The 11,962-nt window shown below is 59.1% G+C and carries 10 protein-coding genes and 2 pseudogenes; 8 read left to right on the top strand and 4 right to left on the bottom strand.

Annotation, left to right across the window (positions count from 1 at the left end):
• Nucleotides 1–303 precede the first annotated feature (303 nt).
• From QA640_RS39260 to QA640_RS39245, 4 genes and pseudogenes are all read right to left on the bottom strand, one after another.
• Complete coding sequence (locus tag QA640_RS39260) at nucleotides 304–726, bottom strand: omptin family outer membrane protease (protein WP_283037988.1); 423 nt, start codon at nucleotides 724–726, stop codon at nucleotides 304–306.
• Nucleotides 713–949, bottom strand: coding sequence for a hypothetical protein (locus tag QA640_RS39255; RefSeq protein ID WP_283037987.1), 237 nt, complete (start codon nucleotides 947–949; stop codon nucleotides 713–715). The genes QA640_RS39260 and QA640_RS39255 overlap by 14 nt, the downstream gene beginning before the upstream one ends.
• A gap of 37 nt (nucleotides 950–986) precedes the next feature.
• Nucleotides 987–1,577 (bottom strand): hypothetical protein, encoded by a 591-nt coding sequence (locus tag QA640_RS39250; RefSeq protein WP_283043025.1) that lies wholly within the window; start codon nucleotides 1,575–1,577, stop codon nucleotides 987–989.
• Between the two features lie 1,299 nt (nucleotides 1,578–2,876).
• Nucleotides 2,877–3,392 (bottom strand): annotated as a pseudogene (locus QA640_RS39245) (TlpA disulfide reductase family protein); the annotation flags it as partial.
• 719 nt (nucleotides 3,393–4,111) lie between these two features.
• Between QA640_RS39245 and QA640_RS39240 the strand changes: the two are divergent.
• The 8 genes and pseudogenes from QA640_RS39240 (at nucleotide 4,112) to QA640_RS39205 (ending at nucleotide 11,683) form a co-directional block, all read left to right on the top strand.
• Nucleotides 4,112–4,357 carry a hypothetical protein gene (locus tag QA640_RS39240; protein WP_283037986.1) on the top strand — a complete coding sequence of 82 codons (246 nt, stop codon included), beginning with the start codon at nucleotides 4,112–4,114 and terminating at the stop codon, nucleotides 4,355–4,357.
• 289 nt (nucleotides 4,358–4,646) lie between these two features.
• Complete coding sequence (locus tag QA640_RS39235) at nucleotides 4,647–4,904, top strand: hypothetical protein (protein ID WP_283037985.1); 258 nt, start codon at nucleotides 4,647–4,649, stop codon at nucleotides 4,902–4,904.
• A 674-nt stretch (nucleotides 4,905–5,578) separates the two neighbouring features.
• Nucleotides 5,579–5,893 (top strand): co-chaperone GroES, encoded by a 315-nt coding sequence (locus QA640_RS39230; RefSeq protein ID WP_283037984.1) that lies wholly within the window; start codon nucleotides 5,579–5,581, stop codon nucleotides 5,891–5,893.
• Nucleotides 5,894–5,976: 83 nt separating this feature from the next.
• Nucleotides 5,977–7,617 (top strand): chaperonin GroEL, encoded by a 1,641-nt coding sequence (groL, locus tag QA640_RS39225; protein ID WP_283037983.1) that lies wholly within the window; start codon nucleotides 5,977–5,979, stop codon nucleotides 7,615–7,617.
• Between the two features lie 730 nt (nucleotides 7,618–8,347).
• On the top strand, nucleotides 8,348–8,626 hold the full coding sequence (locus QA640_RS39220; protein ID WP_283043135.1) for a hypothetical protein: 279 nt from the start codon (nucleotides 8,348–8,350) through the stop codon (nucleotides 8,624–8,626).
• Nucleotides 8,627–9,634: 1,008 nt separating this feature from the next.
• Nucleotides 9,635–10,270, top strand: coding sequence for a DnaJ domain-containing protein (locus QA640_RS39215; RefSeq protein ID WP_283037982.1), 636 nt, complete (start codon nucleotides 9,635–9,637; stop codon nucleotides 10,268–10,270).
• A gap of 614 nt (nucleotides 10,271–10,884) precedes the next feature.
• Nucleotides 10,885–11,385 (top strand): annotated as a pseudogene (locus QA640_RS39210) (autoinducer binding domain-containing protein); the annotation flags it as partial.
• A 217-nt stretch (nucleotides 11,386–11,602) separates the two neighbouring features.
• A complete protein-coding gene (locus QA640_RS39205; protein ID WP_283043024.1) occupies nucleotides 11,603–11,683 on the top strand; it encodes a hypothetical protein in 81 nt (26 codons plus the stop codon).
• Nucleotides 11,684–11,962: the final 279 nt, after the last annotated feature.

Here is an 11,962-nt window from a genome sequence, read left to right as displayed (position 1 = left end):
CCGGGTGCCGCAGCCTCAGCGGCACGCTCCTGCTCGACCTCGTCAATGTAAACCTGCACCTGGTCGGTACAGGATCTCGCGAAGCCGCGCGCGCTCCTCATTCGAGAGCAAGTCGAACGCATTTGTGGCCTGGATGATGTCAATGGCTGTCCGGACCTGGATGTCTCGGCTCATGCAAGCCTGTCCAAGAACATAATCCCCATGAGTGTCGCGTGTCGTGACAGTGAACTGGAGCGACCCCCTGCAGGGAATGCAGCATCTCGTCCCTAATTGGCGGATAGCTTGGCGGGAGGTGTGATCTTTTCAATCGAACCTATAGGAGGCCTGAAAGAACGTGCCCCACCGCTCCATGCTGAACGTTGCAAACGCAGGTGGCGCTTCGGTGCACTCGCTGTCGCTGCCTTTGCAGATCACCTCGCCACGCTTCTTAGTCCACATTGCCCAATAGCGCCCGCCGACGCCGACGCTAAAGTTTTTGGTGATGAAGTAGGACAACACTCCTTCAATTTGGACCCCGCCGCCACCATTGCCGCGCTGTTCAGCGAAAGTGGTCTGGTTGCGCAAGAGATGATTGTCACGCCCCTTGAAATCGGTCCAGGGCAGGTAGGCGATATCGGTGTTTAAGCGCCAGCGCTCGGTCAACATGGTTTCGGCGCTTAGGCCGATCCGAGGCGCATTCCACTGAGTATTCTGGCTGCCAATGATAGTGTCGTCACGGCGCGACAAGCATCTCGTCTTCGGGTTGGCGATCTCTACACATCCCCTCGAGTCGGAGCTCTGTTTCGTAGTAGGTCCAGCCGATAAATCCTCCAATCTTGTAGTTGGCGGCGCGCAGGAGATCGTAACCCGCATCGGCCGTATAATACGTGAACCTCCCGTTGGCCTGGCCTGATATCGTGTTCATATACGAGAGGGGGTATTTGAGTTGGCCCCAATCTTCATCGTTCATGTGTCCATTGTCGAAGCGCCCAAGGCCAATGTTGCTCTTACACTCCCCAGGGGCTATCAACACGGCCAAATAGCTCTCCGGAAAGTCCGTCAAGGCCGTGATAAGTGAGCCTCGATAAAACGATGCTGGGGTCTAGAGGCCAGCCATAGGGCATTGCGCTGTTATCCCATTGAAATCGTCCGCGGCTGAGCCACAGCCGCGATCCGCCTTCGAACGACCAACCGGCCGCGTAAGCAATCGGCGGCGCACCGGCGGGTTCTTTCGCGTACAGTGGCGCATTGGACCATTGCGCCGTCCACGGGTCGGCGCCAAAATGGTAGTTCAACCCGATCTTTCCGATGTGATAGTCACTGGATAGGCTCGTTGTGTTCGCCGGAAGAATCGCAGGCGGCGGATCCTGCACCGTCGGAGGGGTTGCGACACTCGGCCCGCCGAAATGCAGATAGTCATACTCAGCTTTGACCGACCATGCAGGTGTAAGCGCTTGCTCGACCCCCAGCCCGATGATGCCACCGAGGCGGCCATAACCGAAATGGGTTTTGTCCTGTGGCAACCGGCCCCCCTCGTTGTTATTGACGACGTCGCCCTGATTGTTTTGCCAAGCCACACCTCCCTTGAGGTAGGCCAGCGTATGGCCCAGCGCGCCAAACGCGTAACCGACGCGGCCAGTCGCGGTGGCGAAGGCGTTGGGACCTGCCTTTTGCGCTTACGACAAAGCCGTAGGCGGCGAGGCAGGTATTTGTGCCGTTGGAGGCAGCGCCGCTAGCATAAAGCTCGACGCCAAAGACCCAGCCGTTCTTCTGCCAATTGTAGCCGATCTGGCCACCTGCGAGGAATACTGGAGTATCGACGACATCGCCATAAATCGACGGACCGTAGGGATTGCTGAAGGAGGTTCGGCCGTAGCCGCCGCCGACGTACCAATATAGCCTCCGGACCAGTTCCACACCGCCGCGGGCAGTTTCACTTCCGGCTCAAGGTCTGCCGCATTTGCTGCACCGGTTGCGACGAGCGCAATTGTCGTGGCTCCCAAAAGACGAACTCCAGATCGCATTCAACACTTCCCTGCATTTTCTCGGTCCACAACCGAGCGCCCATAATGTCGCGCAGCAAACCCTCCGAGCGGATCAGACGCTAACAGCGACGCGCGCCGAGCCCGTCCCGAAGACCATCGCACTGCGATCGGTGATGATGCCGCAAAGAGAGCAAGTCGCGTGCCGAAGTGAATTCGCAGGCTATGCAGCGCTTCGTCGCGACGTGTGGCGTCAAGTCGCTGATATTGTCCCAATACGGACATTCATGCAGCCACCGTCCGACAATACGTGCAGTGTCAGGCCGATTACCACAACCAAGCGCTCAAGCTCGAACTGGTTGAATTAGACGAGCTCGCGCCAGGCAAAGGCACGGTTGATGATCGTCATCGATGCGGCCCGGGAGCGTTGCAAGGTGAGCTCTGACGAGGCGTACAAGGTGGCAGCATGCTCATGCTGCATGGAATTGGAGTGGCCATGTCGGATGTGTCGAGCCGACCTCATCGATACCGTCGAGGACAGGATCCTCGCCGAGCCATCAACAAGCAGTGGGAGGATGGGTCCAACCACTTCCGCCTCATCTTAGCCGATCCGGAACGCGCCTTCCGCTCCGCAAATTTTGATGCCAAGGATCGGATGTGAGGCGTGACGCAATCGTGACCTTGCCCGCCTCGTCGACCAAGCCATGGTTACCGAGCCGTTCGCGCCGCGCAAGCCGCCGTATTTGGCGGGTAAGGCTGCGGATATGGACAGGTCTGCCGCCGTTAGCCCGAGAAAACCTGTTGAGCACAAACGTGGCGCGGACGGACTACTGCGCTTAGTGGCGGGTCCGACTGGGACCATGATGCAAATCGTGATATCAGTCAGCGCTTCTGGCGCGCCATTTCGTCCATTATGCGCTTGTCTTGGGCGATCCGCTCTGTTTCGGCGGCTTTAGCTTCATCGCTGGTGCGCCAGCTGCCAGTCAGAACTTTGGGTAGAACGTCATCGAGTTGCATCGCCAAACCGACAAAGGCGATGCGGCCGTCACGGTCGACGACGAAGGTGGTGGGAATTCCGACAGAACGGCTGGGACGCAACCAAAGCTTTTCCATTTTGCGTGTGTAGTCGAACCCAATCCGGTAGTTGAGATTCGGCAACTTTTTGGTCAACCATGCGTCCAACTTGTTTTGAGCCTTGTCCGCTGTTTGAGCGCGTTCAAGGGCTGCGAGTCCGAGCACCTCAACTCCGCTGTCTTTATATTTCTCTTGCAACTGCACCAGATGGGACAGGGCCGCCTCACACGGTTTGCACCAAGTTGCCCAGAATTCGACGATGTATACTCTTCCGGGCTGGAAGCTCGCAAGGGACTGGCCACGCAGCCAGTTTTCGACCTTGATCGGAGGAGCTGGGGATTCTAAGCCCAGCACCATATCACTCTGCAAAACCATTGCCCGACCTTGCGCCACTTTTTGTGCTAGCTGATCTCTTAGGGTGGCAGAAAGCGGCTTGGTGTATACGGACTGCGCAGCGATATCAGGGGTGAATATCGGTGCCGCCGCAGTAAGCGCGGCGACGCTCCAAGTCACAAGCGGGGAGTTTTTCATCTCAGGCGTGAGCCACATGAGTTGAAGGAAAGCATCGGTCGTCTGTGCAGTCAGCACTCGTTCGCTAGTGCTGCACCTACTAGCAACGTCTGTGCCATGTCGTCTGCGTGCAGCACCGCTGGCATCGAGTTCGGCGCCAAACACCCAGCCGTTCCTCTGCGAATAGCCGATCTGGGCGCCTGCGAGGGGCGGCATAATCTCGATGGGTGTCGCGTGTCGTGACAGTGAACTGGACGAACGACTCGTTACTGCAGGGAATGCAGCAGCGCTTCCCTAATTGGCTGACGTCGCGGCCCACACGGCTTTACGGTACGTATATGTGCTAGAACAATCGTCAAGCTGAAGCATGGATAACTTCCACATTGAAGGTCAGGGCTGGTCAGGTGTTCGCTGCACTGGGCCGGCCCGCCACCACTCGGTGGCGCGCGAATGATTGTCCGCGCACTCGGCCTTATCAACCCACAAGAGTAAACATCATAATTACACCATTCTGATGCAATCATGCTTGCGCGCGCAAGAGCGGCGTAGTCAGAAGGAGTTCGCGAATGAATGACGACGTCGAGCGTGAGATCGCGAAGCATCTAGAATGCGTCCACGACCTTTCGATCAAGATAGTCGACAGTTCTGACACGGGTCAGAAGGCGGTCATGAGGGCTGCTGGGGTGCTCGCTGCCGTGATTCACGTCGTCGGTGACAAGCGCGAGGAGGTCATCAGCGCAGCGACGGACACGATACGCAAACACCTGAGACTGCTCGATGAGCTGGCCGACATCGGTGCGCCAATGAATTGAGGCTGTTGGGCCCCGATTGTGAGATATTCGACCGAAATAGTCTTGTGCTTTCCCTTGGTCGCCGCCATTTTTGCGGTAGGCGTCCTGTCTTCTTCGGGAAACTATCCGATCAACCGCAGCAACTCGTAGAACAGAGGAAGCTAGGGACAGATCTCATAGTTTGATCAAGCTGCAAGAACAGTCGAGCCACATCTCTTACAAGAGGGATTATTTATGGGCAAATGAGATCGAACGACTGCACGAGGAGTCAAGCTGCGGATCAAGACGCAGACCGTGCGGAAGGGGCCTGTTGTCGCCGACCACCGCCAAGCAGATGGGGTTCAAGCTGGTGATTGCCGCTCAAAGACCTGGTGGCGGCTCAAGGTCAAAAATCGCAGGTGCCAGATTCAACGACGGCATCGAGGCCGCCCAGACAGTGCACCCTAAAGGACCGGAGCAAACAGCAGCGGTCCAGATGGTTAAACAATTTGAGCGTCCGCTGGTGTCGCTCATCCAGGCATCGGACGCGGCCGGGCCCCTCAAGTCGCAGACCCTCCCGGGGCGCTAAGGCTTGTCAGCAGCTCATCAGGACCCGAGGCATCCCACGCAATGCGCGGTCCGCGGCAGTTGCAGCCAAAAACGCGAAAGGAAAGTCGCGACCACGCCAGGCTAGCTAGCGGCATTCGCTCACCTGGTCGCATCCCATATAGAACGGCGCGCTGCATCGACCTCGTGTATCAAATTTCGCACCGACGTTGGCGTCCGACAGATAGCAGCCGCTAGAAGCGCGACAATATTCCAGGAAGCCGACGAAATGGGGAAAGCAGCGCGCCGGCTCGGCATACAGGCCGTCTCAATAGCGGGCAAGTTGTGACGACTGTTCGTTGAACGGCAAAGACGACACTTCGGACTGTCCTCGAAGCCGACAATCCTGATGAAGCCGGCGCTCTTCTCCCCGGTTTTATCGTCAGCCTTGCTGAGCTCGGGCGTGTACGATTTGATCAATGCGCATGGCCATCAACCGCGCTGCTTCGACGGGACGCAATGTCAGTTTTACGACAACTTGGCGGGCCGTGTTGCATGGGGACGTTTGCTTCCGAACGAGTAGACCCTGAGGCTAAGCGCCGATTCAGCAGCACTGCAGGCATGCATCGCTCCGCTCATCCTTGGCCTGGCTTTTGCTATGCGGGTGCTGTTCACAAGTGACTATCGTCAACTCGTCCAGATGCTCAGGAGGCCTGCATGAAATTCCGTCCGCTTCACGACCGCGTCGTGGTCAAGCGTATCGACGCTGAAGAGAAGACAGCTGGCGGCATTATCATTCCCGATACAGCCAGGGAAAAGCCCTCCCAGGGCGAAGTCATCGCAATTGGCCCGGGCGGCCGAGACGAGACCGGTAAGCTGATTGCGATCGATGTCAAGGTCGGCGAGCGCGTGCTGTTCGGCAAGTGGTCCGGCACAGAAGTGAAGATCAATGGCCGGGAGCTGTTGATCATGAAAGAAAGCGGCATCATGGGAGTCCTCACCGACCTGTTGTCGACGGAGATAGCCGCCTGATCCAGCGCTCCCCACCGCTCACTCCTGTCGAGCGCCCTTCGGACGCGCCGAAGGATGAAAAATAGACACTGAGGAAAATCATTATGTCAGCCAAAGAAGTCAAATTCGGCGTAGACGCGCGCGATCGTATGCTGCGCGGTGTCGACATCCTTGCCAATGCCGTGCAGGTCACCTTGGGTCCGAAGGGCCGCAACGTGGTGCTCGACAAGTCGTTCGGCGCGCCCCGCATCACCAAGGACGGCGTTGCCGTGGCCAAGGAGATCGAGCTGGAGGAGAAGTTCGAGAATATGGGTGCCCAGATGGTGCGCGAGGTCGCGGCCAAGGCGGCGGACGCCGCCGGCGACGGTACCACAACGGCGACTGTGCTTGCAGCCGCAATTGTGCGCGAGGGAGCCAAGTCGGTTGCCGCTGGTATGAACCCGATGGATTTAAAGCGCGGCATCGACCTCGCGGTCGCGGCCGTCGTTGCGGACCTCGAGAAGAACTCGAAGAAGGTCACCTCGAACGAGGAGATCGCCCAGGTCGGCACCATCTCGGCCAATGGCGACGCCGAGATCGGCAAGTTCCTGGCGGACGCCATGAAGAAGGTCGGCAACGAGGGGGTCATCACCGTCGAGGAAGCCAAGTCACTCGAGACCGAGCTCGACGTCGTCGAGGGCATGCAGTTCGACCGCGGCTACATCTCGCCCTACTTCGTCACCAACGCCGACAAGATGCGCGTTGAGATGGACGACGCCTACATCCTCATCAACGAGAAGAAGCTCTCCTCGCTGAACGAATTGCTGCCGCTGCTCGAGGCCGTGGTGCAGTCCGGCAAGCCGCTGGTCATCGTCGCTGAAGACGTCGAAGGCGAAGCGCTCGCGACCCTCGTCGTGAACCGCCTCCGCGGCGGCCTGAAGGTCGCGGCCGTCAAGGCTCCGGGCTTCGGCGATCGTCGCAAGGCGATGCTGCAGGACATCGCGATCCTGACCGGCGGCCAGGCCATCTCAGAAGATCTCGGCATCAAGCTCGAGAACGTCAACCTCTCGATGCTCGGCCGCGCCAAGAAGGTGATGATCGACAAGGAGAACACCACGATCGTCAACGGCGCCGGCAAGAAGGCCGACATCGAGGCGCGCGTGGCCCAGATCAAGACGCAGATCGAGGAGACCACCTCGGACTACGACCGTGAGAAGCTCCAGGAGCGTCTCGCCAAGCTCGCAGGCGGCGTCGCGGTGATCCGCGTCGGCGGCGCAACCGAGGTCGAGGTGAAGGAGCGCAAGGATCGCGTGGATGACGCGATGCATGCGACCCGCGCAGCCGTCGAGGAAGGCATTCTGCCGGGCGGCGGCGTTGCCCTGCTCCGCGCCACCGAAGCGCTCAAGGGCCTGCGCACCAAGAACGACGACCAGAAGACCGGTGTCGAGATTGTGCGCAAGGCGCTGTCCTGGCCGGCTCGCCAGATCGCCATCAACGCCGGTGAAGACGGCTCGGTAGTGGTCGGCAAAGTGCTAGAGAATCACCAGTACTCCTACGGTTTCGATGCGCAGACTGGCGAGTACAGCAACCTTGTCTCCAAGGGCATCATCGACCCGACCAAGGTCGTGCGCACCGCGGTCCAGAATGCCTCCTCGGTGGCAGCGCTGCTGATCACCACGGAAGCGATGGTTGCCGAGCTGCCGAAGAAGAACGCCGGCGGCCCCGCGATGCCTCCTGGCGCGGGCATGGGCGGCATGGACTTCTGACCCGGCTCTCATTCCATTGACGACAATGCAGAACCCTGGCAGCAGTGCCACGGGTCTGCGAATTCGGTCCGACCTACAACGATGGCAGCTCTTGCTAGCTTGGAGCTGTGTCGCGGGTTGCGCCGGCGAACTGAAAGGCCAATCCTGCTGAGCTGCACGCCGTCCTCGACATGGTTATTCGGCTCGCCCTCTACTCCGTGCTTCTGGCAAGCGGCGGTAGCTAAGAGACGGCCCGCCAGCGACACCGAACTCACCCTCGTTCCTACGGAGAAGACGCCGCCGGCTTATGAGTCCCACTACCTAATGTTGTGCCAGGAGCCAGCGGAGGAGGCCGCGATCCGAAGCCCCGGCCATCTCCGCACCCGGCCTCCTCCTCAATCCAAGCCGGGAGCAAAATAAATGAGGCATCTCATCGCGATCGGGGCATCCATATGTGCGGCAATATGGGGGCAGTTTTCCAAAGCGCGCGACAGTGTTTGTAGATCAAGGTGTTCCAAATGGCCTATGCGCCAAGAACCGGCGGCCCCCAAGAGGTCAAGTACGCGGGACCACGAAATCTATCTGCGGGAACAGAAGGGGCTCAGTGAGGCCACCATCTTTTGCTGTTGGCGTTGGGCTAATCGATTTCTCGAATGTTGTTTTGGCGATGAACCAGGCGCCCCCTCAGCAGGCTTACTCCACACGACATCGTCAGTCAATTCTGCGCAAAAGGCGAGGCAGCCACAACCGAGTGGTCGACAATTCGATTGTGCCTTTCATATTTCCGGCGGTCGAACGCAAGAAGATCACAGCTGCTTTCGATGGCGGGCGGCTGACCTCTAAGCTATGCCTGAATCTTGGTGACGGAGCCGATCAGGCGGCATTGCGTGGTCGGGACGATCTCGATGGTCGGGAATCTGACACCGGCGACGATCTTCTTGGGGGCTCTTCAGTCGACCCAAAGTTTCGACGCCACCTCGATCAGCCTGCACTATCAATCTTACGGTTTGTGGCGACAACGATTTCTTGACTCGCGCGCTCCTGTGCCGCACCGCGTCCGATAGTCTCGATCGGATTCCTCAGCTGCCTCTGGTGCTCGGCAGGAAAGCGGTAGAAGGCCACTAGACTCTAGATTGGCGCGGTCCGGCAATCAACGGCACGCGCATATTTGGTGGTGTAATTCTCGGCGAAGGTATCGAGTGCATGGTCCGCGACAGCCTGGCTCTGCGCCTCTGAGATCCTGCATGGCCTTCTTCATGCCGCTTCGAACCGAGCTCGGGATCTTGTTGAGCACGCTGACGGTCTTGTCTTGCCAGCAGCGCTGGTGCGTCTGCCAGCGCTCGTATTCGACCTGGTATTGGTCGTTCAGGCCCGAAATCACCCAAGGCGAAAGGTTCGGCACATCCTTTCCAAGCGGCGCCGAGAGCGCCTCGTGGAATCGCCGGTCGACATACCGCGCAGGTAAGGGACGGGCAGCAGGTGATCGAGGCTCCTGGTCCGCCGCGCCCGTACCGGCAAGATCACGGAGCTGAAGCTGCCGGATGGTCGCGCCCGGGCCGTGCGGCACGGCCATGGCCCAGCGCGCAAGCGAACAGATCACGCCGCTCTGTTGCGGAGAATTCGTACCAGTGCATGGTCACTGCAGACGGCGGACCGAACGGCAGGATGTTGATCGTCTCCTTCGGGGCGTATCGCTCTCCTTGGAGAAGTTTTCGCAGGTTGGTCACTCGCCCGGATAGGCCGCTTCTCTGAGCTCGTCATCACCGAGATTCCTGCATAGCTCCCGCTTTCTTCGTATTCAGCCAGTCCCGTTCAAGACCTCTATGTGCAGAACCCGACAGCAAATCGCAAGGCCGATCTGAGATCGCAAAGAGATGATTGTCTCAACCAAGCTCGCGTCTCGTGGCATGTCGATTGCTGGGACGTGCCTGTTACAGCATGCCACTGTATCAGACGCAAAGCCCGAGTCAGTCCAACTTGCCTTCTCTAGCATAAAAGCGGCTCTGTTAACTGCCGCTCCGCCAACCGGAGCCCGGCCATGCCGATCGACACATCCAAATTCTTCGACTCCATTCGGATCAACAAGCGGACTGCGAAGCAGGAAACGCAGGTGCGCCAAACCGCGGCACCGTGCCAATGGCCTGGTTGCAAGGGCAAGGGTACCCATCGCGCGCCCAAGGGCCGCGACAATGCGCGCGACTATTGGCACTTCTGCCTCGACCATGTTCGCGAATACAATCAGTCCTACAATTTCTTCTCCGGGATGGACGCGGAAGCGGTCGCGCGCTACCAGAAGGACGCGCTGACCGGCCATCGTCCGACCTGGAAGATGGGCGAGAACATCGGCGCCCGCAAAATGACCGCCGGCGCCGCCGATTTGGAGGACGCCTCGCATCCCTTCAGCATGCTCGTCGGGCCGAACGGACGCGCCGGTGCCCCCCCCCGCGCGGAAGCCAAGCCCGAGGCGCGCAAGAGCTTCAATGCCGAGCGGAAAGCGTTGCAGGTGATGGGCCTCGATGCCGATGCGACGCTCGGCGACATCAAGGCGAGGTACAAGGCGCTCGTCAAGCAGCACCATCCCGATGCCAATAGGGGCGACCGCTCCACGGAGGACCGCCTGGTCGAGATCATTAAGGCTTACCATTACTTGAAGACCGTGGTGCGCGAGAGCTAGCCCGGACATCTCGATGTCGCAGCCTGCGACGTTGTCGCATGTTCGACGTATGTCACATCCCGTCACACACCTCACACGAGACCGTCTTCGCCGACGTTCTGACGTGCCTCTCTTAACGCGCCGTTTCGCGGCTCGGAAAGTGGCGCGAGAATTGCTGTGCCCATCGCGGTGGTTCTTGGAACCTGCGGAGGATCGCATGCACGCTGTCGTCCTCATCAAGCAGCTATTTGTCAATGTCGGCGCGAGGCGGGCGAACATGCTCAAGCGCTTGAGGGGGCCTGCACCGGTCCGTGCCCTGAGGGTGTGCCGAGCTGCGCGAAGAATTCGGTGCCGAGCTCACTTCCTTACGTCTGCCCTGGAGATGCTGGTATGTTCCTACGAAAAGTGCCGAGCTTGTCCGCCGCAACGCTCTCGTCATTCACCAACCACTCTTTCGAGAGTCTGGATACACTCGCGACGATTTGGCGCCTCGGATAGCAACCCGACCGGTCAGCATCGAACATAATCAGCTCCTATCTTCTGGGTGCGTGCTGGGGTCAAACATTTCGGGCCGGCGCTTTCCCTCGCGCGCGAGTGTTCAGTTGCAACAAGCGGAGCCAACATCTGGGTGAGCAATGGAAGTACAAATGGATGATCAATCGCACGGCGAAATGCCAATCTCTTCAAGCGGACGGGAGAGCCGCGGTCCCGACCTATTCAGCTTCGTCGAATGCGCTACGCAGACGAAATCAATCAAGGCGCTGTTCGATCTTCTTGTGAGCTACGCGAACGAGGAGGGCTTTAGTAAAGTCGCCTACGGAGCACTCACCTGTCCGAATGAGCGTCGTCTGCCGGAGTATCTGCCGCCCCTGCCAACTATAAACTTCCCGTTAGATTGGTGCCAACGCTATGCTGAGCAAGAGTACCGAGCGATCGACCCGGTGGTCCGGTGGACAGCAATGCTGCCAACGCCCTTTCTGTGAGATGAACTAACCCGTCGATATCAACTACAGCCCCGTGAGCTGCGTGTTTTACGTGAGGCCAGAGAAGCAGGTCTCAAGCATGGCATGAGCGTACCATTGTTTGGATTGCGAGGTCGATTGGCTTTCGTATCGTTTGCATCTGCGTTCGATGATGCCGATCCACAGCATCGCATGGCTCGTCTCGACACATTGGCCTCGGCGTTTCACAACGCAGTTGCGGAGATTACACCGCCAACTGACGAAGGTTGCGAGACAGATGCTCCGCTAACAGAGCGAGAAACAGAGTGCCTACACTGGGTCGCAGAGGGAAAGTCAGCCTGGGTCGTCGGGCGTACTTGTTGGGGTCAGCGAGAATACCGTCAATTTTCACATGAAGAACGTGATCCGAAAGCTAGGGGCGGCGAACCGAACAAATGCTGTAGCCAAAGCAACGCGACGCGGCCTCATTTAACTTCGTTCGCGTTTAAACGACGGATCGAAGGTCCCGCCCTTGGGCGGGCTCTTCTGTTACCAATTCATCTGCTGCGCTGGCGCGGCGAGCGCGTCAGGCGCTCGCACGGGTGGCCCTCAGCAGCCCGGTGTCGTATGCGGCCCAAGGTCCGGGACTTGAGTCTTCGTCGTCGCATGCAGGTCTCGTTGGCCCACACCGCCGACGAGCTCAATCGACCCCTCAGAGGTTGAATTCCTACTACGGACAATACACGCCTTCGGCGCTGGATCGCATGCTCTT

The sequence above is a fragment of the Bradyrhizobium sp. CB82 genome, from assembly GCF_029714405.1.
GTDB lineage: Bacteria > Pseudomonadota > Alphaproteobacteria > Rhizobiales > Xanthobacteraceae > Bradyrhizobium.
Note: the sequence above shows the minus strand (reverse complement) of the source record. Positions and strands in the feature narration are given on the sequence as shown.

What these genes read in the sequence shown, in the direction of transcription:
- QA640_RS39255 (WP_283037987.1), bottom strand. Translation starts at nt 949, where the DNA reads ATGAACGATGAAGATTGGGGCCAACTCAAATACCCCCTCTCGTATATG.
- QA640_RS39240 (WP_283037986.1), top strand. Translation starts at nt 4,112, where the DNA reads ATGAATGACGACGTCGAGCGTGAGATCGCGAAGCATCTAGAATGCGTC.
- QA640_RS39230 (WP_283037984.1), top strand. Translation starts at nt 5,579, where the DNA reads ATGAAATTCCGTCCGCTTCACGACCGCGTCGTGGTCAAGCGTATCGAC.
- groL (WP_283037983.1), top strand. Translation starts at nt 5,977, where the DNA reads ATGTCAGCCAAAGAAGTCAAATTCGGCGTAGACGCGCGCGATCGTATG.
- QA640_RS39215 (WP_283037982.1), top strand. Translation starts at nt 9,635, where the DNA reads ATGCCGATCGACACATCCAAATTCTTCGACTCCATTCGGATCAACAAG.
- QA640_RS39205 (WP_283043024.1), top strand. Translation starts at nt 11,603, where the DNA reads ATGAAGAACGTGATCCGAAAGCTAGGGGCGGCGAACCGAACAAATGCT.